Annotated in this window: 17 protein-coding genes and 1 pseudogene; 17 read left to right on the forward strand and 1 reads right to left on the reverse strand. The window is 68.4% G+C overall.

The features are described 5' to 3' along the window. The first annotated feature begins 115 nt into the window (after window positions 1–115). From ABIE51_RS16855 to ABIE51_RS16935, 17 genes and pseudogenes are all read left to right on the forward strand, one after another. The gene (locus ABIE51_RS16855) at window positions 116–2,248 is read left to right on the forward strand and encodes an AAA family ATPase (RefSeq protein ID WP_192631547.1); all 2,133 of its coding nucleotides are present in this window, start codon (window positions 116–118) and stop codon (window positions 2,246–2,248) included. Continuing rightward, window positions 2,232–3,134: a MinD/ParA family protein gene (locus tag ABIE51_RS16860; protein ID WP_115844905.1), complete on the forward strand. Its 903-nt coding sequence runs from the start codon at window positions 2,232–2,234 to the stop codon at window positions 3,132–3,134. The genes ABIE51_RS16855 and ABIE51_RS16860 overlap by 17 nt, the downstream gene beginning before the upstream one ends. Continuing rightward, a complete protein-coding gene (locus ABIE51_RS16865; RefSeq protein ID WP_115844907.1) occupies window positions 3,131–3,898 on the forward strand; it encodes an RNA polymerase sigma factor FliA in 768 nt (255 codons plus the stop codon). The genes ABIE51_RS16860 and ABIE51_RS16865 overlap by 4 nt, the downstream gene beginning before the upstream one ends. Before the next feature lie 186 nt (window positions 3,899–4,084). Then, window positions 4,085–4,477 (forward strand): chemotaxis response regulator CheY, encoded by a 393-nt coding sequence (gene cheY / locus ABIE51_RS16870; RefSeq protein WP_115844909.1) that lies wholly within the window; start codon window positions 4,085–4,087, stop codon window positions 4,475–4,477. Then, entirely contained in the window at window positions 4,474–5,106 is a 633-nt protein-coding gene (locus ABIE51_RS16875) for a protein phosphatase CheZ (RefSeq protein ID WP_157031072.1), read from the forward strand. The genes cheY and ABIE51_RS16875 overlap by 4 nt, the downstream gene beginning before the upstream one ends. A 129-nt stretch (window positions 5,107–5,235) precedes the next feature. Continuing rightward, window positions 5,236–6,993 (forward strand): chemotaxis protein CheA, encoded by a 1,758-nt coding sequence (locus ABIE51_RS16880; RefSeq protein ID WP_192631548.1) that lies wholly within the window; start codon window positions 5,236–5,238, stop codon window positions 6,991–6,993. 160 nt (window positions 6,994–7,153) lie between these two features. After that, on the forward strand, window positions 7,154–7,894 hold the full coding sequence (locus ABIE51_RS16885) for a flagellar motor protein (RefSeq protein ID WP_115844916.1): 741 nt from the start codon (window positions 7,154–7,156) through the stop codon (window positions 7,892–7,894). 16 nt (window positions 7,895–7,910) lie between these two features. Continuing rightward, the gene (gene motD / locus ABIE51_RS16890) at window positions 7,911–8,990 is read left to right on the forward strand and encodes a flagellar motor protein MotD (protein ID WP_192631549.1); all 1,080 of its coding nucleotides are present in this window, start codon (window positions 7,911–7,913) and stop codon (window positions 8,988–8,990) included. Continuing rightward, the gene (locus ABIE51_RS16895; protein ID WP_115844918.1) at window positions 8,990–9,769 is read left to right on the forward strand and encodes a ParA family protein; all 780 of its coding nucleotides are present in this window, start codon (window positions 8,990–8,992) and stop codon (window positions 9,767–9,769) included. Before motD ends, ABIE51_RS16895 begins: the two co-directional genes overlap by 1 nt. Window positions 9,770–9,892: 123 nt before the next feature. Next, window positions 9,893–10,948 carry a chemotaxis protein CheW gene (locus ABIE51_RS16900; RefSeq protein WP_192631550.1) on the forward strand — a complete coding sequence of 352 codons (1,056 nt, stop codon included), beginning with the start codon at window positions 9,893–9,895 and terminating at the stop codon, window positions 10,946–10,948. Between the two features lie 243 nt (window positions 10,949–11,191). Then, window positions 11,192–11,473: an STAS domain-containing protein gene (locus ABIE51_RS16905; RefSeq protein WP_115844922.1), complete on the forward strand. Its 282-nt coding sequence runs from the start codon at window positions 11,192–11,194 to the stop codon at window positions 11,471–11,473. 46 nt (window positions 11,474–11,519) lie between these two features. Next, a complete protein-coding gene (locus ABIE51_RS16910) occupies window positions 11,520–11,885 on the forward strand; it encodes a response regulator (protein WP_115844924.1) in 366 nt (121 codons plus the stop codon). A 45-nt stretch (window positions 11,886–11,930) separates the two neighbouring features. Then, a pseudogene (locus tag ABIE51_RS16915) lies at window positions 11,931–13,914 on the forward strand (chemotaxis protein CheA). A 38-nt stretch (window positions 13,915–13,952) separates the two neighbouring features. After that, window positions 13,953–14,435, forward strand: a complete 483-nt coding sequence (locus tag ABIE51_RS16920) for a chemotaxis protein CheW (RefSeq protein ID WP_115844928.1) — start codon at window positions 13,953–13,955, stop codon at window positions 14,433–14,435. A 364-nt stretch (window positions 14,436–14,799) separates the two neighbouring features. Further along, window positions 14,800–16,608: a methyl-accepting chemotaxis protein gene (locus ABIE51_RS16925; RefSeq protein ID WP_354504575.1), complete on the forward strand. Its 1,809-nt coding sequence runs from the start codon at window positions 14,800–14,802 to the stop codon at window positions 16,606–16,608. 1,113 nt (window positions 16,609–17,721) lie between these two features. Next, entirely contained in the window at window positions 17,722–19,881 is a 2,160-nt protein-coding gene (locus ABIE51_RS16930) for a methyl-accepting chemotaxis protein (protein ID WP_192631552.1), read from the forward strand. Window positions 19,882–21,064: 1,183 nt separating this feature from the next. After that, a complete protein-coding gene (locus ABIE51_RS16935) occupies window positions 21,065–21,496 on the forward strand; it encodes a hypothetical protein (protein ID WP_192631553.1) in 432 nt (143 codons plus the stop codon). Between the two features lie 87 nt (window positions 21,497–21,583). Here ABIE51_RS16935 and ABIE51_RS16940 read toward each other — a convergent pair whose 3' ends face one another. Further along, complete coding sequence (locus ABIE51_RS16940) at window positions 21,584–21,895, reverse strand: energy transducer TonB (protein ID WP_115844936.1); 312 nt, start codon at window positions 21,893–21,895, stop codon at window positions 21,584–21,586. Window positions 21,896–21,978 lie beyond the last annotated feature (83 nt).

Genomic DNA, 21,978 nt, shown 5'->3' on the forward strand with positions numbered 1-21,978 from the left:
TGATTCGTCAGAAGCAAACGCCGATGACTCACAGGTTACGAAGCGCATCACCGCTGCAGTCACCCAATGCTTTTGCGAATCACGAATCACTAATCACGAATCACGGCCTCCCACCATGCGAATCAAACGTTTCACCGCTCCCGACATGCGCACCGCGCTGCGCATGGTGCGCGACGAACAGGGTCCCGACGCGGTGATCCTGTCGAACCGTCCGACCGAGGACGGTATCGAGATCGTCGCGGCCACCGACTACGACGAATCGCTGGCGCAGCAGGCCCTGCGCGCCGCGCTGCCGTCGATGCCGGCCGCGCCGTCGCCGGTGGCCTCGCCGGTCACGCCGGCGACGGTGGCCGCGGTGCCGACGATGCGCACGTCGCAGCCGGCGATGGATGCGTCGCGCGCGTCCATCTCCAGCGAGGCCGAAGCGCTGCGCGCGGCCGCGAACACCGAAGAGAAGACCCGCTTCGGTTCGCTCGCCGCACTGCTCACCAAGCCGTCGAAATCCAAGGCCGCGTGGACGGCGCCGTCGAACGACGCGCCGGCCACCGACGCAACGCAGCAGGCCGACACCCGCGCCACCGTGGAGCGCATCGAGATGACGCAATCCGAACCCGCGCACGCCACGCGCGTGGAAGTCGAACGCGAGGAACCGGCCGTGGTCGCGCTGTCGGCCAAGGCGAAGGCCAAGGTCGCCGAGTCGCCGATCCGCGGCCGCGCCGTGTTCGCCATCGGCGACGGCACGCCGGTGCCGACCGCGCCGCGCGCACCGAAGGACGAAACGCGGGTCGCGGCATCGCTGCCGCCGCCGGACACCTCGCGCTTCGACGCGATGATGGCCGCACTGATTCCGCAGGGCGAAAAGTTCGAGGCGACGGTGGCTGCGCTTGCGCAGGCCGCGGTCGCACAAGAAGCAACAAGGGACAGCGTCACCGATCCGACACGGGTCGCGCCCACGGCTGCGGTCGTGATCGGTGACGCTGCACCCTCTCTATCGGCGCAGGCGGCGGAGTTTGAAGTGCCGGCCGCGCTTTCCGCGACGCAGGTCGCAGCGGCCGACCCGGCGCACGAATATCGCAGCCTGGCGGATCTGTGGAGCGATGAGGCTTCGCTTCCCTCTTTGGACATGAAGGAAGAAGGCAGCCATCAGGCCGCGGACAACGCTGCCGCTGGGGGTTCTGCCTCTTACGTCGATCTGCTGACGACCCACTCCGTTGCCCCTCACCCCAACCCCTCTCCCGAGGGGAGAGGGGCTGAAGCAGCCCCGACGCACCTCCACGCCGTTGCCGACCAGCGCGATCCGTCCTTCATCGCCATGCGCGACGAACTGGCGACGATGCGCGCGCTGATCGAGCGCGAACTCGGGCAGCTCACCGTCGAGCGCCTGCGCGGTTCGCCGGCGCGTGCGGCGGCGTTCGACATGCTGGTCGGGTACGGCTGCGACGAAAATCTGGCGCAGACGATCGCCGGCCGCATCGACGCCCGACTCGATCCGGCGCAGGTGCGCGAACCGATGCTGGAAGAACTGGCGCGCGCGATTTCCGTCGCCCGCCACGAACCCATCGACGACGGCGGCGTGATCGCCCTGGTCGGCCCGACCGGCGCCGGTAAGACGACCACCGCGGCCAAGCTCGCCGCGCGCTTCGCCCAGCGCCACCGCGCACGCGACGTCGCCCTGGTGACCACCGACACCGAACGCCCCGGCGCGACGGAACAGCTGCACATCCTCGGCCGCCGCCTCGGCGTGACCGTGTGCGAAGCCGCCGGCCCGGAGGCGCTGAACGACGCGCTCGACCAGCTGGCCGACTACCCGCTGGTGCTGGTCGATACCGCCGGCCACGGCCTGCGCGACCGCGCCCTGCTCGGCCAGATCCTCTGGCTGCGCGCCGCCAAGCGCGTGCGCAGCCTGCTGGTCCTGCCCGCCAACACCAACGCCCACGACCTGGGCGAAGTGGTCCGCCGCTACCGCCCGGCCTCGCCGGAAGGCGTGGTGCTGACCAAGCTCGACGAGACCGGCCGCCTGGGTTCGCCCCTGTCGGTGCTGGTCCAGCAGGGCCTGAGCCTGGCCTACACCACCGACGGACAGGCCGTCCCGACGGACATCGCCGCCGCCGACGCAACTCGTCTGGTTTCGACCCTCGAGAAAGTGCGACGTGCTGCCGATAACCCCCTCGGGTCTCTCGAACTGACGCAACTCAAGCCCCGCCCCGTGACCCTCCCCACCGAGGACCGACATGCATTCGCCAGCTGATATCAACGCCATTCCCGCCGCCAACGGCACCGCACGCCCGCCCGTGCGCGTGATCGCCGTGGCCAGCGGCAAGGGCGGCGTCGGCAAGACCTCGGTATCGGTGAACCTCGCCATGGCGCTGGTCCACGCCGGCCAGCGCACGCTGCTGCTGGACACCGACCTGGGCCTTGCGAACGTCGACGTGATGCTCGGCCTGTCGCCGCAGTTCACGCTCGCCGACGTCTTCGCCGGCCGCTGCGAGCTGCAGGACACGCTGCTGGAAGGCCCGCGCGGCCTCTGGGTCGTGCCGGCCGCATCGGGCAAGCGCCACATGACCGAACTGCTCCCGCAGCAGCACATCGGCCTGGTGCACGCCTTCTGCCAGCTCGACCTGCCGCTGGACGCGATGGTGGTCGACAACGCCGCCGGCATCTCCGACAGCGTGCTCACCTTCTGCCAGGCCGCGCAGGACGTGATCGTGGTGGTCTGCGACGAACCGGCCTCGGTCACCGACGCCTACGCGCTGATCAAGGTGCTCAGCCGCGAGCGCGGCGTGACCCGCGTGCAGGTGCTCGCCAACCAGGTCAACAACGCCATCGAGGGCAAGCAGCTGTTCGAGAAGCTCGAACGCGTCAGCGCGCGCTTCCTCGACGTCACGCTGCATTACCTCGGCGCGGTGCCGCGCGACGAATGGCTGCGCCGCGCGATCCAGCGCCAGGAAGCCGTCGTCGAAGCCTTCCCGGGCTGCCCGTCGGCGCTGGCCTTCCGCGACATCGCGCGCCGCGCCAACAGCTGGCAGTCGCCGGTCGGCCCGCGCGGCGGCGTGGAGTTCTTCATGGAGCGCCTCGTCGCCCACGGCGCCAGCGCCGCCAGCACCAACGATCCGTTGAGGAGCGCCGTCGCATGAACGCCGCCGCCCAGCACTACAAGGCGACCCAGCGCGCGGCCGACACGGTCAACGCGACGGAAGTCGTCGAGAAGCATGGCGAACTGGTGCGCCGCATCGCGCACCACCTCGCCGCGCGACTGCCCGCCAGCGTCGAGATCGACGACCTGATCCAGGCCGGCATGCTCGGCCTGATCGACGCCGCCCGCAATTTCCAGGCCGACCAGGGCGCCGCGTTCGAGACGTACGCGTCCATCCGCATCCGCGGCGCGATGATCGACGAGATCCGCCGTGGCGACTGGGTGCCGCGCTCGGTGCATCGCCGTTATCGCGACGTCGTCGCGGCCACGCGCGAGGTCGAGCAGAGCACCGGCCGCGCCGCGACCGCGCAGGAAGTGGCCACCCGGCTCGCCGTTCCGCTCGACGAATACCACCGCATGCTCGAGGACGCCGCGCGCGGCCAGCTGATCAGCCTGGAAGCGCACGTCGACGAACACGACGGCGAACCGCACCTGGGCGGCCACGCCGGTGCGACGCCCGCGCGCGAGTTCGAACAGGTCGCCTTCAAGCAGGCGCTCGGCGCCGCCATCGGCAACCTGCCCGAGCGCGAGCAGCTGGTGCTGTCGCTGTACTACGAGCAGGAACTGAACCTTCGCGAGATCGGCGCGGTGCTCAACGTTTCCGAATCGCGCGTCTGCCAGATCCACGGCCAGGCGATGTTGCGCCTGCGTTCGCGACTGGGCGAATGGCGCGGCTCGCACAACGACGACGACGACGAGTTTTGATGGTTTTCGCCCCTCCCCCTGCGTGCAGGGGGAGGTTGGGAGGGGGTAAGCGGCGCGCCAGCGCCGGGCACAGGCACTGCACCGGATGGAGCGGCGCTGTGCACTTCACCCCTCCCCAACCCTCCCCTGCACGCAGGGGAGGGAGTTCGCCCCTCTGATTTCCACCTTCGTAACGAGCAAGCCCACATGGACAAGAACATCCGCATCCTCATCGTCGACGACTTCTCGACCATGCGCCGCATCGTCAAGAACCTGCTCAACGACCTGGGCTTCTTCAACACCGCCGAAGCCGACGACGGCATGACCGCGCTGGTGGAACTGAAGAAGGCGCCGTACGACCTGGTCGTGACCGACTGGAACATGCCGGGCATGCCGGGCATCGACCTGCTCAAGGCGATCCGCGCCGACGCGTCGCTGGCGAAGATCCCGGTGCTGATGGTCACCGCCGAAGCCAAGCGCGAGCAGATCATCGAAGCCGCGCAGGCCGGCGTGAACGGCTACGTCATCAAGCCCTTCACCGCCGCCACGCTGGAAGACAAGCTCAACAAGGTGTTCGAACGCCTGGGAGCGGCCGCGTGATCGACGCGCCCTCCTGCGAGAAGGCGCTCGGCGGTGAAGACAGGCAGGCCGTCATCGGCCGCCTGCATGCGGCGCTGTGGGCGCTGGAACACGACGACCTCGCCGGCTGGCGCAGCAACGTCGACGCGCTGATCCAGTGGCGCAGCCAGCCGCTGGTGCAGGGCCTGGCCAAGCTCGCGCGCGAGCTCGACACCGCGCTCGGCAATGGCAGCGCGAACCCGAACGCCTCGCTGCCCGAAGCCTGCGCGCGCCTCGAGCACGTCGTGCACGTGAGCGAGGACGCGAGCCACCGCACGCTCGACCTCATCCAGGAATGCGGCGTGCTGCTGGGCACGCTGCCGGATGCGTCGACCGAGGAACAGGCCGCGACCATCGCCGCGATCCGCTCGCGCATGTCGGAGATGACCGCCGCGCAGGGTTACCAGGACCTGACGGGCCAGATCATCCGCCGCGTCGTCGAACTCGTCCGCGCGGTGCACGCCGGCCTGGGCGAGATCACCGACAGCGAGGCGACGCCGATCCACCTCAACCACAACAACCGCGGCTACGGCCCGTCGGTGGCGGGCGTGGACCCGACGCCTGCGACGCAGGAAGACGCGAACGACCTGCTGTCGTCGCTGGGGCTTTGAGATGCACTCAGTGCCTTCGCTCCTGCTCGTCATTCCCGCGAAGGCGGGAATCCAGCGCCTTGCGTGCGCCGGGGCGAAGTCACTGGATTCCCGCTTCCGCGGGAATGACGTAACTGGAATGAGATCCACATGAGCGCCATCGCCAACGACATCGCCGCCGACTTCCTGATCGAAGCGCGCGAGATCCTCGACCAGCTCGGCGAGCAGATGGTCGCGCTGGAACACGCGCACACCGATCGCGACGCGCTCAACGCCGTCTTCCGCGGTTTCCACACCATCAAGGGCGGCGCGGGCTTCCTCGACTTCGGCCCGATGGTGGAGATCTGCCACGCCGTGGAGGATCGCCTCAACGTCGCGCGCGACGGCACCGTGCCGATGGATGCCGAGGCGTTCGACGGCGCGCAGCAGTCGCTGGACCTGCTGGTGGACATGCTCGCCGCCATCTCCAACGGCGAGGAACCCGAACATGCACCGCCCGCGCTGCTGAAGTCGCTGCGCGACGGCACCGGTGCCGGCGCGACGCACATGCCGACGTTGTCGCCGAAGCCGGCGAAAGCCGCGCCCGCGCACGGCGACCTCGACGCCGAATTCGACGCGATGCTCGACCAGCTGCATGGTGCTCCCGGCACGGCGCCGAAGCCGGCCGCCGCGCCGGCGCCTGCGCGACAGGCGAAGGCGCCCGCCGCGAACGCACCTGCGAAGGCCGAAGATCCCACCGTCCGCGTCGACGTGCGCCGCCTGGACGCGATGGTCGATCTCGTCGGCGAACTCGTGCTCGCGCGCAATCGCCTCAAGACCATCCGCCCGCGCCTGCGCGACGAAGACCTCGACCGCGCCGTGACCGCGCTCGACGTCGCCACTTCGCGCTTGCAGTCGGCGGTGATGATGGTGCGCATGCAGCCGGTCGGCCGCGTGTTCGCGCGCTTCCCGAAACTCGCGCGCGACGTCGCGCGGCAGGTGAAGAAGTCGGTCGAACTGGAAATCGTCGGCGCCGAGACCGAACTGGACCGCAACCTCGTCGAAGCGCTGGCCGATCCGCTGGTGCACCTGGTGCGCAACGCGATCGACCACGGCATCGAATCGCCCGAGGCACGCCGCGCTGCCGGCAAGCCCGAACAGGGCACCGTGCGCCTGTCGGCGCAGCAGGAAGGCGACCATGTTTCCATCGAGGTCAGCGACGACGGCGCCGGCATCGACCCGGAAAAGATCCGCCGCAGCGCGATCAAGAAGGGCCTGATCGATTCCGATGCGGCCGCGCGCCTGACCTCGGACGAATGCCTCAACCTCATTTTCATGGCGGGTTTTTCCACGCGAAGCGAAGTCAGCGACCTGTCCGGGCGCGGCGTCGGCATGGACGTGGTGCAGTCGAAGATCCGCGAACTGTCCGGCCAGGTGCAGATCCATTCGGAAGTCGGTCGCGGCTCGCGTTTCGCCATCCGCGTCCCGCTGACGCTGGCGATCCTGCCGACGCTGCTGATCGAACTGGAAGAAGACGTCTACGCGCTGCCGCTGGTGCGCGTGGTCGAAGTGCTCGCGCACGACCGCATCGAACCGCTGTGGGTGGACGGCCAGCGCATGCTCGACCTGCGCGACCAGCCCCTGCCGCTCATCGAGCTGCGCACCTGGCTCGGCCTTGCGCCGCAGCCCGGCGCGGCGACGACCTGCGTGGTGCTGCAGTCGGGCGATTCGCGCTTCTGCCTGACGGTCGATCGCGTGCGCGGTCGCGAGGAAGTGGTCATCAAGGCCCTGCCCCGCACGCTGCGCGGCCTGGCCGGTTATGCCGGCGCCAGCCTGGTCGGCGACGGCCGCATGGCGCTGATCCTGGATGTCGACGCGCTGCTCAGAACGGGACTGCGCGGCTCAAGTAGTGCGGGCAGGGACCGTTAAGACGAACAAGCTCCGAGCCAAGACTTATGCCGTCATCCCCGCGCAGGCGGGGATCCAGCTCGCAGGCGCTGCATGCCCTCCGTCGAGGCTGCCACGCCGGAACCATGGATTCCCGCCTTCGCGGGAATGACAGCCCAACCCTTCACGGACGTTCCCAACGATGGACAGACTCAGCCTCATAGGCATCGTACTGGCGCTGGTGGCGCTGATCGGCGGCAGCATCCTCAAGGGTGCGGGCCTGTCCGGCCTGTGGTCGCCGGCGGCGTTCGTCATCGTGATCCTGGGCACCATCGCCGCGATCCTGGTGCAGACGCCGATGGCGACGTTCAAGCGTGCGCTGAACATCGTGCGCTGGGTGTTCCGTCCGCCGGTGCAGGATCGCCCGGCGATGATCGCGCGCCTGGTCGAGTGGTCCACCGTCGCGCGCCGCCAGGGCCTGCTGGGCCTGGAGGCCGAAGTCGCCGCGCAGGACGATCCGTTCGTGCGCAAGGGCCTGCAGATGGTCGTCGACGGCGTGGAGCCGGAGCACATCCGCTCGATGCTGGAAATCGAACTGCACGGCCAGTCGCAGCGCGACCTCGCCGCGGCGAAGGTGTTCGAGGGCGCCGGCATCTATTCGCCGACGCTGGGCATCATCGGCGCGGTGCTGGGCCTGATGGCGGTGATGAAGAACCTCGCCGACCCGAGCAAGCTCGGTCACGGCATCGCCGCCGCGTTCACCGCGACGATCTACGGCATTGGCCTGGCGAACCTGATGCTGCTGCCGATGGCGGCCAAGCTGAAGGGCCTGGTGAACCAGCAGGCCGACGAGCGCGAGATGATCATCGAAGGCCTCATCGGCATCGCCCAGGGCGAGAACCCGCGCAACATCGAAGCGCGCCTCAACGGCTTCGTGGTCTGACGGAGCACGCACAGCCATGGCCGGGCGCCGCCGCCACCAGCACGAAGAACACGCCAACCACGAAGCGTGGGCCATTCCCTATGGCGACCTGATCACGCTGCTGCTGGCCTTCTTCGTGGTGATGTACGCGATCTCCTCGATCAACGAGGGCAAGTACCGCGTGCTGGCCGATGCGCTGTCCTCCGCGTTCGGCGGCCCGCCGCGCACGGTCTCGCCGATCCAGCTGGGCATGCACCAGCTGCGCGGTTCGGCGTTCGACCGGCCGTCGCTGGTGACGCCAGGTTCCAAGTCCGGCCCCTCCTCGTCCACGCCCATCGCCTCGCCGCGCATGAAGCAGGTGCTGGACATGCCGACCTTCGGCGCGAGCGGGAAGGACGCCGCGCGCGAAGTGTCAGAGCGCGAATCCGCGCAGGGCGAGCAGTTGCATTCGATCGGCCGGCGCATCCAGGAAGCGCTGTCGGAACTGGTGAAGCAGAAGCTGGTTACCGTGCGCCGCAGCTACAACTTCCTGGAAGTCGAGATCCAGAGCGACATCCTCTTCGCCAGCGGCGTCGCCGCGCCCAATCCGCAGGCCGTGGACACCGTGCGCCGCATCGCCACCGTGCTGGCCGGCGAACCCAACGCGATGCGCGTGGAGGGTTACACCGACAACATGCCCATCGCGACGGCGCAGTTCCCGTCGAACTGGGAACTGTCGACCGCGCGCGCGGCGAGCATCGTGCACGTGATGTCGCAGGCCGGCATTTCGCCGAGCCGGCTCGCGGTGGTCGGTTACGGCCAGTACCAGCCGATCGCCGACAACGCTACGCCCGAAGGCCGCAACGCGAACCGCCGCGTGCTGCTGGTGATCCTCGCCAGCCCGCAGGGGCCGGATGCGATCGAAGACCGCGGCCCGGCAAACATCGCGATGGACGAGCCGGCCGACGAAGCACCGGGCGTCGATGCCGACCTCTACCCGGCGGTGAAGGCGCCCGGCGCCGCGGCGGCCGCCGCACGCGCGCACGCCGCCGGAAACGAAGGCATCGCCGCCGACACCGCACGCGCCGCCGCGGCGGCACGAACCAATTCCTCCACCACTCAACCGGGAGCGGGCTGATGCGCGCCTGGGCTATCGCCAACCAGAAGGGCGGCGTCGGCAAGACGACCACGTCGCTTTGCCTCGCACGCGGGCTTGCCACGGCGGGAAACCGCGTGCTGCTGCTCGACCTCGACCCGCACGCATCGCTGACGCGCGCCTTCGAGATCCCCGCCGATCCGCCGCCGTCCGGCACCCACGACCTGTTCGTCGGCAACGGCGTGGGCCTGCTCGAACTGGCGCGCTACACGCACGTGCCCGACCTCCAGGTCGTGGCCGCGCAGCCGGCGCTGGCGACGCTGGAACGCCGCGGCGCCACGCAGCCGGGCCTCGGCCTCGCGCTGGGTCGCGCGCTGCACACCGTGCGCGAGGTCTACGACTACGTGCTGATGGACTGCCCGCCCACGCTCGGCCTGCTGATGGTCAACGCGCTGGCAGCGGCCGATCGCCTGATCGTGCCGACGCAGACCGACCCGCTCGCGCTGCACGGCCTGGCCGACATGCTGCGCACGGCGGAGATGGTCGAGCGTTCGCGCCGTCGCCCGCTGCCGCGCCACGTGCTGCCGACGCTGTTCGACCGCCGCACGCGCACCGGCGTCGCGAGCCTGTACGAGCTGCAGGACCGCTACGGCGACCGCGTCTGGCCGTATGCCGTGCCGATGGACACGCGCCTGCGCGACGCCTCGGCGCTGGTGCAGGCCGCGCCGCCGGATGGCCGCGGCGTCGACATGTACCGCCGCGCGCTGAAGTGGCTGCTGGAGCAGGAAGCCGCCGGCGAACAGCACAAGGAAGCGGCGTGACCCCTCACCGTCGTTCCCGCGCAGGCGGGAACCCATGGCCGTCCGCTGGCATGCGATTCGCAGGGCAACGTCCATGGCTCCCCGCCCGCGCGGGGACGACGCGCTCTTTGCTGGACATCTGACATGAACCACCCCGCCCTCGACGCCTACCTCGACGAACTGCTCGACCTCAACGTCGACGCGGTCGCGCCCGCGCCCGTCGCGGCGAACGCGCCGGTGATGGCGGCGGTCGATGAGCCCGCTCTGGATCCGGTCGATGCCGACATTCCGGCACCGGTCGCGCTGCCGCCCGGCATCGATGCGAACCTGCTGGCGGAGCTGGATTCGGATCCGCTGTTCGCGGCGCCAGCACCCCAAACGTCCGCGGTGCCGCTCATCGACGCGGGCCTGCTCGCCGAGCTCGACAACGACCCCCTGTTCGCCGCGCTGCCACCCGCGGTCGCGAACGACGTCGCGCCCGCGATGCCGCAGATCGATCCGGGCCTGCTGGCCGAACTGGATTCCGATCCGCTGTTCGCCGCGATGCTGGCGTCGAACGAAACCTCGAGGCCCGACATTCCGGGCATCGATCCGGGCCTGCTCGCCGAACTCGAATCCGATCCGCTCTTCGCCGCGGCCATGGCCGAACCGTCGCCGCCGCCCGCGCCGCCGACGCCTGTCGCAGCGCCGCGGCCGGCACCGGCCGCGCCGCGCAACGCGATGCCACCGGCCGAGGCGCGCGGCCTGCGCCCGGTCGAAGTGACGCCGCCCGCGCTGATGCCGACGGTGACGACCACGCACCGCTGGCTGCGCGTGGCCGTGGGCGAGGACAGCTACGCCGTCGAACTGCTGCGCGTGCAGGAAGTCGGCCGCACCGTGCCGATCGTCGCCATGCGCGGCGCCGCGCCGTCGGTGCTGGGCGCGATGAACCTGCGCGGCCGCATCGTGCCGGTGTTCGACCTGGGCCTGTGGCTGGGCACCGGTCGCGTCACGCCCGACGAGCGCGCGCGCATCGTCGTGGTGGAACGCGACAACGAACTGATCGGCGCGCTGGTGAGCGCGGTGGACGACGTCGTGACGCTGGGCCCCGACCGCATCGAACCGCCGCTGATGGCCTCGCCGTCGCGGGCGATCGTCGGCGTGGCGCGCGTGGTGGCGAAGCCGACGGTGTTGCTGGATGCGAATGCGTTGTTTGGGTGATGGCAGGCATTTGCTGCTCCCTTCTCCCGCGTGCGGGAGAAGGTGCCCGAAGGGCGGATGAGGGCGAGCGGAGCGGGTGCCTGCCCTCACCCCAACCCCTCTCCCGCAAGCGGGAGAGGGGCTACACCGCGGCCCACGGACGCCCAGCGAAGCCCGGCCACAACGCCCGCCACGCCGCCGCTCAAGTCCCCGCTTCCCGCGCCGTTATCCCCTTCGAATGACCACGGCGAACCGCACACAGCCATGAACGCACTGTCCCTACCCTCCGACCTCGGCATCGAACACGTCGCCGACCTGCAGGCCGCGCTGCGCCCGCACCTGGAGGACGCCGAACCGCTGTCGCTCACCGGCGATGCCGTCGAGCGCGTGCACACGGCCGGGCTGCAGATGCTCCATGCCTTCGTGCGCGAACGCGCCGCGCTTGGCCTCGCGACGGTCGTGACCGGCGCATCGCCGGTGCTCGCCGACGCCGCGCGCCAGCTCGCGCTCGCCAAGAGCCTCGGCGTCGACGCGCCGACCGCCTGACCCCATCCCCACCTCTCCTTTCAACTTCCAACAGAAGCCGGCCACGATGTCCAAGAACCTGCTGATCGTCGACGACTCCACCTCCATGCGGCAGATGGTCGCCTTCGCCCTGACCGGCGGCGGCTTCAACGTCCGCGAAGCCGAGGACGGCCAGGCCGCGCTCGACGTCGCCAAGACCCAGCGTTTCGACGCCGTGGTGACCGACGTGAACATGCCGCGCATGGACGGCATCGAACTGATCCGCCAGCTGCGCCAGCTGCCGGACTACCGCTTCACGCCGCTGCTGATGCTCACCACCGAATCCGGCGGCGACAAGAAGGCCGAAGGCAAGGCCGCCGGCGCGACCGGCTGGCTGGTCAAGCCGTTCGATCCGGAGCAGCTGCTCGCCACGGTCCGCAAGGTCCTGGGCTGATCCGTCTCCGTCCTTCCGCCTGATCCGACCAACCGAGCCGTCACGATGGACATCACCCGCTTCCACGCCGCCTTCTTCGAGGAAAGCCGCGAAAACCTCGATGCCATGGAGGCGGGCCTGCTCGCGATGGAATCCGGCTCGGCCGACGGCGAGACCATCAACGTCGTCTTCCGCGCCGCGCATTCAATCAAGGGCGGCGCGGCGACATTCGGCTTCACCGCCATCAGCGAACTGACGCACCAGCTGGAAACGCTGCTGGACGAAGCGCGCAGCGGCCGCCGCCAGCTCGACGCCGACGCCATCGGCGCGCTGCTGGTCTCGGGCGATGCGCTGCGCGGCCTGCTCGCCGCCGCCGAACACGGCGATGCGATCGACACCGAAGGTCTCAAGCGCGCGCACGACGGCCTGGCGAAGATGATGGGCCGCGAAGTCGCCGCCACGACGAAGGCCGCATCGAAGGAACCGGAAATCGCCGAGTGGCGCATCGGCTTCAAGCCGGCGCCGTCGCTGTTCCTGTCCGGCAACGACCCGCTGCGCATCCTGCGCGAACTGGCCGGCCCACGGCGAACTGGGCGTCACCGCGCTCGACAACACGCTGCCGAAGTTCTCCGAACTCGATCCGTACGAAGCCTACATCGCGTGGGACCTCATGCTGCCCGGCAGCGTGCCGCGCAGCGCCATCGACGACGCGTTCGCGTGGGTCGAGGACCAGTGCGAACTGGCGATCGAAGGCATTCCCGCGACGTCCGCCATCGCGCCGCCGCCGGCACCGGTCGACAGCGACAACGTCGTCGCGCTCGACACGCGCGCGAACAGCGACGCGCGCAAGGCCACGACCGCCGACGCCGGCGATACCTCGATCCGCGTCGCCGTCAACAAGGTCGATGCGCTGATCAACCTGGTGGGCGAACTCGTCATCACCCAGGCGATGCTGCGCCAGCGCTCCACGCAGCTGGATCCGGTCGCCAACGAACTGCTGCTGTCCGGCCTGGAACTGCTCGACCGCAACACGCGCGACCTGCAGGAAGCCGTGATGGGCGTGCGCATGCTGCCGGTGGAATTCGCCTTCAGCCGCTTCCCGCGCATGGTGCGCGACCTCGCCGCGCGCCTGGACAAGAAGGTGCGCCTGCGCACCAGCGGTGAAGCGACCGAACTGGACAAGGGCGTGATCGAGAAGATCGTCGATCCGCTCGTGCACCTGGTGCGCAACTCGATCGACCACGGCCTGGAATCGCCCGCCGACCGCCGCGCGGCCGGCAAGGACGAAACCGGCACGATCAGCCTCAACGCGCAGCACCAGGGCGGCCACATCGTCATCGAAATCACCGACGACGGCCGCGGCCTGGATCGCGAACGCATCCTGCGCAAGGCCGCCGAACGCGGCCTGCCGATCGGCGACAATCCCACCGACGCGCAGGTGTGGGACCTCGTGTTCCACCCGGGCTTCTCCACCGCCGAACAGCTCACCGACCTGTCCGGTCGCGGCGTCGGCATGGACGTGGTCAAGAAGAACATCGCCGCGCTCGGCGGCCAGGTCGAGATCCGCTCGAAGAAGGGCACCGGCACCACGGTGTCGATCCGCCTGCCGCTGACGCTCGCCATCCTCGACGGCATGACCGTCGCCGTCGGCGGCGAAGTGTTCATCCTGCCGCTGAATTCGGTGATCGAATCGCTGCAGCCGGCCGCGGGCGACATCCGCACCATCGCCGGCGAGGCGCGCGTGCTGCGCGTTCGCGAGGACTACCTGCCGCTGGTGGACCTCGCCGCGCAGTACGGACTGTCCGGATCGCAGCCGGGCACCCACGCCAGCAACGGCATCGCGGTCGTGGTGGAAGCCGACGGCCAGCGCCTGTCGCTGGAAGTGGACGAACTGCTCGGCCAGCAGCAGGTCGTGGTGAAGAACCTGGAAGCCAATTACCGCCGCGTGCAGGGCATTTCCGGCGCGACGATCCTGGGCGACGGCCGCGTCGCGCTGATCGTCGACGTCGGCGGCCTGGTGCAGGCGCAGCGCATGCCGCAGGCGGCGTGATCGAACAGCAGCAAACCGGATACGAACGAGACACCCACATGAACGACATCACCGCCACCATCGAATCGGCCGACGAGTACCTCACCTTCGCACTGGGCGAGGAGGAGTACGGCGTGGAGATCCTGAAAGTCCAGGAAATCCGCGGCTACGACACCGTCACCCGCCTCCCCGACGCGCCCGAGTACATCAAGGGCGTGATCAACCTGCGCGGCACCATCGTGCCGGTCATCGACATGCGCCTGAAGTTCCGCCTCGCGAAGGCCGAATACAACGCGCTGACGGTGATGATCGTGCTCAACGTCGCCGACCGCGTCGTGGGCATGGTCGTGGACAGCGTCTCCGACGTGGTCCGCCTGGAATCCGAACAGATCCGCCCGGTGCCGGAAATCGGCGCGACGATCGACCGCCAGTTCATCACCGGCATCGGCACGCACGGCGAGCGCATGCTGATCCTGCTGGAAATCGAGAAGCTGATGACCAGCGCCGAGATGGGCCTGGTCGCGCACGCGAACGCGGCTTGATGATTAAAACGAAACGCCCCCTCTCCCGCTTGCGGGAGAGGGCTGGGGTGAGGGCGAGTAGGACGACATCGCTGGATTGCCCTCACCTCAACCCCTCTCCCGCACGCGGGAGAGGGGCTTAGCAACAGCACGAAGCGACACAGAACAGCAAAGCATCACGCATCACGCAGTACCGAAAACAAAAACAACGCCAAAAAGCACGCCAGGCGGAGCGAATCCGCCAAGCCAGCCGCGTTGTGCCCCACCCAAGGTCCGCCGCCCCCAGGGCGATCTTTCGTGAGTCCACAAATCAACGCCATGTCCTGCGCCGCATGGGATCTGCGGCGCGTTCGATTTGTTTCACATGGAATAAAGAGGACCCGCCATGCGTTCCAATCGCCAGCCCGCCGCGGCAGCGCTTTCCGTGCCCGCGGCCCCGTCGCTTCTCCGTCGCCTCGTCTCGGCGTTCTCCGCCACCCGCGCGCCCTCGCCCGCCAACGACGCGCGCATCCATGACATGGAAGGCCGCATCCGCGCGATCGACCGCGTGCAGGCGGTCATCGAGTTCGACCTCGACGGCACGATCACGCACGCCAACGAGAACTTCCTGCGCACGCTCGGTTACCGGCTCGACGAGATCCAGGGCCGCCATCACTCGATGTTCGTCGACCGCGAGCACGCAGGCAGCGACGAATACCGCGCGTTCTGGGCCAAGCTCGCGCGCGGCGAATTCGATGCCGGGCAGTACCGCCGTTTCGGCAAGGACGGTCGCGAGATCTGGATCCAGGCTTCGTACAACCCGGTGTTCGACAGTGCGGGCCGTCCGCGCAAGGTCGTGAAGTTCGCCACCGACATCACCGCGCAGAAGATGCAGGCGGCCGATTTCGCCGGGCAGCTGGCGGCGATCAGCAAGTCGCAGGCGGTGATCGAATTCGACCTGACCGGCCGCATCCTCTCGGCGAACGAGAACTTCCTGGCCACCACGGGCTACACGCTGGACGAAGTGCGCGGCCAGCATCACTCGATGTTCGCCGAGGAGTCGTACCGCAACAGCGCCGGGTACCGCGAGTTCTGGACCAAGCTCGGTCGCGGACAGTTCGACGCCGGCGTGTATCGCCGCCTCGGCAAGGGCGGTCGCGAAGTGTGGATCCAGGCGTCGTACAACCCGATCTTCGACATGAACGGAAAGCCGTTCAAGGTCGTCAAGTACGCCGCCGACATCACCGCGCAGGTGCGCGACACGCAGGCGCTGCAGCGCGCGGTCGAGCAGACGCACGTGGTGGTGAACGCGGCGAAGGACGGCGACCTCACGCGCCGCATCGAGACCGCCGACAAGACCGGTTCGATCGCGCAGCTGTGCGAGGGCATCAACTCGCTGGTCGATGCAATGGCCGGCATCCTCGGCCAGATCAAGGTCGCCGCCGACACCATCGGCGAGGGCGCGCGCGAGATCGCCGCGGGCAACACCGACCTGTCGCAGCGCACCGAATCGCAGGCGGCGTCGCTGGAGGAAACGGCCTCGTCGATGGACGAGATCACCAGCACCGTGCGCCACACCGCCGACAACGCGCGCCAGGCGAACCAGCTGGCGATCGAGGCCACCGTGATCGCCTCGCGCGGCGGCGATGCGGTGCACGGCGTGGTCGACACCATGTCGCAGATCAGCCAGTCGTCGAAGAAGATCGCCGACATCATCGGCGTGATCGACGGCATCGCGTTCCAGACGAACATCCTCGCGCTCAACGCCGCCGTGGAAGCCGCACGCGCAGGCGAACAGGGCCGCGGATTCGCGGTGGTCGCCAGCGAAGTGCGCTCGCTCGCGCAACGTTCGGCGACGGCGGCCAAGGAAATCAAGCACCTCATCGGCGATTCGGTCGAACGCGTCGGCGCCGGCACGCGACTGGTGGAAAGCGCGGGCCGCACGATGGACGAGATCGTCGGCAGCGTGAAGCGCGTGGCCGATCTCATCGGCGACATCAGCGCCGCGACGCTACAGCAGAGCGCCGGCATCGAGCAGATCAACCAGGCCATCGCGCACATGGACCAGAGCACGCAGCAGAACGCCGCGCTGGTCGAGGAAGCCTCCGCCGCCGCCCGCAGCATGGAGGAACAGGCATCGGACCTGATGCAGACCGTCGCGTCCTTCCGCCTGAGTTCGAACGCGCCGCAGTATCTGCGGGCGGCGAATGATTGACCTATAGCCCCTCTCCCACCGGGAGAGGGGTTGGGGTGAGGGGCAACGAAGCCATACCGGTGAACACCCACTGCCGCAAAGCGCTGCGCTGTTGCTTTGTACGTTCGGTGCAGAAGCCAAATGGATTCCAGCTTTCGCTGGAATGACGAAAGTGGTCATTCGCTTACGCCCCGAGTGCCCACACGCTATAGGCCTGGATCCCGGCCTTCGCCGGGATGACGGTGCATTGAGCCCCTCTCCCATCGGGAGAGGGGTTGGGGTGAGGGCCAACGGAGTTGTACCGGCGAACGGCGATTGCCGCACAGCGCTGCGATGTTGCTCGTACGTCGAACAGCAAAAGCAAAATGGATTCCAGCTTCCGCTGGAATGACGAAAGCGGTCATTCGCCCGGAGTGCCCACACGCTACAGGCCTGGATCCCGGCCTTCGCCGGGATGACGGTGCATTGAGCCCCTCTCCCATCGGGAGAGGGGTTGGGGGTGAGAAGGCGCAGCTTGCGAACCACTGGTTCGCGCGCCTTCGAACGCCCGAACGCTATGCGTTCGGGCCGGGGAGGGGCAACGAAGCCGTACCGGCGAACGACGGTTGCCGCACAGCGCTGCGATGTTGCTCGTACGTCGAAGAGCAAAAGCCAATGGATTCCAGCTTCCGCTGAATGACGAAGTGGTCATTCGCTTACGCCTGGAGTGCCCACACGCTACAGGCCTGGATCCCGGCCTTCGCCGGGATGACGGTGCATTGAGCCCCTCTCCCATCGGGAGAGGGGTTGGGGGTGAGAAGGCGCTGCTCGCGAACCACTGGTTCGCGCGCCTTCGAACGCCCGAACGCTATGCGTTCGGGCCGGGAGGGGTAACGGAGCGACCGTGGTGAACAGCCACCGCCGCACAGCTGCGCTGTTGCTTCGTGCGTTCGCTGCAGAAGCAAAATGGATTCCAGCTTCCACTGGAATGACGAGTGTGGTTCGCCGCTTCAAGACCGCGACCCACACCCCACTTCGCCCATTCAGCCAGAAACTTGCCCAATCCAGCGGATTTGATCTGCATCAAACGCGTCCGCTGCCGATAACACGTGCAAGACGCGCTCCCGCGTCGAGTAACCAATCGCGGTGTAGTGCATGTCGAACCTGTTCCGCTTCTCTTCCCTTTCGCTGCGCGCGAAGTTCGCGTGGATGATCGTCACGCTGTCGCTGGGGCTGGTGGTGCTCACCGGCATCGCCGTCGAACGCAACTACCACGGCCAGATCGCCGATGAGCGCGCGCGGCTGCATACGCGTGTCGGCGCCGGTCTCGCGCTCGTGCAGCGCTACGCCGACCTCGCACAGGCCGGCAAGCTTCCAGAGGACGTCGCAAAACGCGAAGCGCTCCACGCGCTCTCCACGCTGCGCAGCAAGGGCGGCACCGATTACCTCTGGGTCAACGACGAGCATCCGCGCATGCTCATGCATCCGCACCAGAAGCAGCTCGACGGCAAGGACCTCACCGACTACGTGAGCCCCGACGGCAAGCGCATCTTCGTGGAGATGGCGAAGGTCGCGCGCGCCGGCGGCGGTTTCGTCGACTACCAGTGGGCCAAGCCCGGCGTCGAAGGACCGGTCGAAAAAATCTCCTACGTCGCACACCTCCCGCGCTGGGGCTGGGTCATCGGCAGCGGCGAGTACACCGACGACATCGCCGCGCGCGCGTGGCGGTTCGGTGGAACGCTGCTGATCGCCGCGTTCTTCGCGCTGGCCGCCGTGATCGCGCTGAGCGTGCTGATCGCGCGCAACATCGCCGGTTCGGTGCGCGGCGCGACGCAGGCGGCGCAGGCCATGGCCGACGGACGCTTCGACCTCGTCATCCACACCGAACAGCGCGACGAGATCGGCCAGCTGCAGCAGGCGCTCGAGCGCATGTGCCGCCGCCTGGAGGACTACTCGCTCGCACAGGGCGAGATGGCGCGCCGTCACGATGAAGGCGAGATCAGCTTCCGCATCGACGAATCGGCCTTCCCCGGCGCGTACGGCACGATGGTGCGCGACACCAACGGGCTGGTCGCCTCGCACATCGAGTCGATCCAGCGTGCGCTGCGGATCATGGAGCGCTACGCGGTCGGCGACCTGTCGCAGGACATGGACCGCCTGCCCGGCGAGAAGGCCGTGCTGACGCGCACGATGGATTCGGTGAAGGCCAACCTGCGTGCGATCAACGCGGAAATCCAGCGGCTTTCGGCCGCCGCCGCGGACGGCGATTTCACCGCGCGCGGCGACGCGACGCGCTTCGACCACGATTTCCGCACGATGGTGGAGACGCTCAATCGCCTCATGTCGACCGCCGACGGAAACCTGACCGCGCTGTCGTCCCTGCTGCGTGGACTGGCGCAGGGCGACCTGCAGTCGCGGATGCGCGGGGATTTCAACGGCGTGTTCGCGCGCATGAGCCAGGACGCGAACGAGACCGTGGATCGCCTTGCGCAGATCGTGGGCGGCATCCGCGAAGGCGCCGATGCGATCGGCAGCGCGGCGTCGGAAATCGCCGCCGGCAACGACGACCTGTCGCGACGCACCGAATCGCAGGCGGCCGCGCTCGAAGAAACGGCCTCGTCGATGGAGGAACTGACCTCCACCGTGCGCCAGAACGCCGACAGCGCGCGCGATGCGAACGAACTGGCGCGCGAAGCGGCGCAGGTCGCGTCCGAGGGCGGCGCGATCGTCAACCGCGTGGTGCGCACGATGAGCGCGATCAGCGAATCGTCCAGCCGCATCGGCGACATCATCGGCGTGATCGACGGCATCGCGTTCCAGACCAACATCCTGGCGCTGAACGCCGCGGTCGAAGCCGCGCGTGCGGGCGAACAGGGCCGCGGCTTCGCGGTCGTCGCCGGCGAGGTGCGCTCGCTCGCGCAGCGTTCGGCGAACGCGGCCAAGGAGATCAAGCAGCTGATCACCGACTCGGTGGTGGAAGTGCAGCAGGGCACGCAGCTGGTCGACCAGGCCGGTCGCACGATGCAGGGCATCGTGACCAGCGTGCGCAAGGTGAGCGACATCATCGCCGACATTTCGGCTGCATCGAACGAACAGACGGCGGGCATCGAGCAGGTCAACGGCGCGATCACGCAGATGGACGAAGGCACGCAGCAGAACGCCGCACTGGTCGAGCAGTCCGCCGCGGCTGCCCGCAGCCTGGAACAGCAGGCCGCGCAGCTGGTGGAAGCGGTGGCAGTGTTCCGCGTCGGCCGCGCGGGCCCGAGCGCCGTTGCCCTGGGCGCGGAACTGGCGCGGATCGCGGGGCGGCGGTGAGGTTGGTGTCGAAGTCTGACGCTGGCGTTTGATCCCGCTTTCGCGAAATGACGGTGCTTTAAGCCCTCTCCCCACGGGAGAGGGGTGAGGTGAGGGGCAACGGAGCCTCTGCGGCGAACAACCGTTGCCGCACAGCGCTGCGATGTTGCTTCGTGACTCAGCCGCGGAATCAAAATGGATTCCAGCTTTCGCTGGAATGACGGTGCGGTGGTTCACCGCCGCCAGAGTACCCACACGTGACCGGCCTGGATCCCGGCTTTCGCCGGGATGACGACGTGGTTGTTCACTTCCTAGAGCCCGAACGTTGCGCGCCTGGGTCCCGGCGTTCGCCGGGATGACGTGCTTTAAGCCCCTCTCCCATCGGGAGAGGGGTTGGGGTGAGGGGCAACGAAGCGGGACAGGCGAACGACCGTTGCCGCACAGCACTGCGATGTTGCTTCTCACGCCGAGCGCAGAATCAAAATGGATTCCAGCTTTCGCTGGAATGACGATGGGGCGGTTCGTCGCATCCGGAGTGCCCACACGTGACCTCCGTCATCCCGGCTTTCGCCGGGATGACGGCGGTTGAGCCCCTCTCCCACCGGGAGAGGGGTTGGGGTGAGGGGCAACGAAGCGGGACAGGCGAACGACCGTTGCCGCACAGCACTGCGATGTTGCTTCTCACGTCGAGCGCGGAATCAAAATGGATTCCAGCTTTCGCTGGAATGACGGTGCGGTGGTTCGTCGCATCCGGAGTGCCCACACGTGACCTCCGTCATCCCGGCTTTCGCCGGGAGGACGGCGGTTGAGCCCCTCTCCCACCGGGAGAGGGGTTGGGGTGAGGGGCAACGGAGCGGTGGCGGTAAACGACGGTTTCCGTACCGCGCTGCGATGTTGCTTCTCACGTCGAGCGCGGAATCAAAATGGATTCCAGCTTTCGCTGGAATGACGGTGCGGTGGTTCGTCGCATCCGGAGTGCCCACACGTGACCGGCCTCGGTCCCGGCATTCGCCGGAATGACGGTGTGGTTGTTCACTTCTTAGAGCCCAAACGTTGCGCGCCTGGATCCCGGCTTTCGCCGGGATGACGGATGACCGATGACGCATTACGGACGGCAGAGCGCCAGAACGCCCCATAGCGGACCCATCAGACGCTCGGGTTAAGCTCCCCGCTCGCGGCACGAAGCCGCACAGGGGAAAACTCGATGGACCACATCCGCATCACCACGGCGCTGCGTGCGTCGTTCGCCAGCTTGCTGCTCGCCTGCGCCTTCGCCGCCGTCGCGAAGGACGACGGAACGAAACAGCTCCCGCCCGACGTGCAGGCCACCGTCGAGGGCATCGCCCAGGGGCTGCTGCAGGTGCAGGAGACCGACGTCGAGCTGTCCTGCGGCAAGGCCGTCGAGAACGCCCGTTACGGGCTGGAAACGATGCTCGAAGTCGGCCAGAAGAACGCCGACGGCGGCTACATCGACCGCGCCGGCTTCGAAGCCCAGGCAGTCAAGCTGCGCGCGGCGCTGGCCGAAGTGACGCCGCAGGATTGCGCCGCTGCCACCGGCGAGAAGCAGGCGTTCTACCGCTGCATGTCCAGCGACTACAACCACGTCGCCGCCTGCGCGAACGCGCACCGCTTCTGAGCCGCGCGCGGTTTCGACAAAAGAAAGGCGCGCCGTTTCCGGCGCGCCTTCCTGTAAACGGCGATGTCGGGAGAGGCCGTCGATCGCTTACAGCGAGAAGTCGAGGCGGACCTTGCCCTTGCCGCCGCCCGGAGCGAACTCCCACTGCTTCACGGCGCGCACGGCCGACTGCTCGAACACGCGGGCCGGCTTGGCGTTGACGACCGAGACGCTGGCGACCTTGCCGCCTTCGTCCACGACGAATTCGACTTCGACGAAGCCCTGGGTGCCGGCACGCGCGGCTTCAGCCGGGTACTGCGGCTCGACGCGCTTGGTCGGCTTGAGGTCGGCCGAAGCCGGGGCGGCGAAGGACAGGGCCAGCACGGCGAGGCCGGTGGCGGTCAGAAGGGAACGGCGCATGGGATGACTCCTTGGGGATGATGTCGGGCGACATCGGGGTCATCGGCCGGGTTTTCGGAATCTTTAGGGCCCCTTCCCTGCCG

Origin of the sequence: Lysobacter sp. OAE881 (assembly GCF_040546665.1) — a bacterium.
GTDB lineage: Bacteria > Pseudomonadota > Gammaproteobacteria > Xanthomonadales > Xanthomonadaceae > Lysobacter_J > Lysobacter_J soli.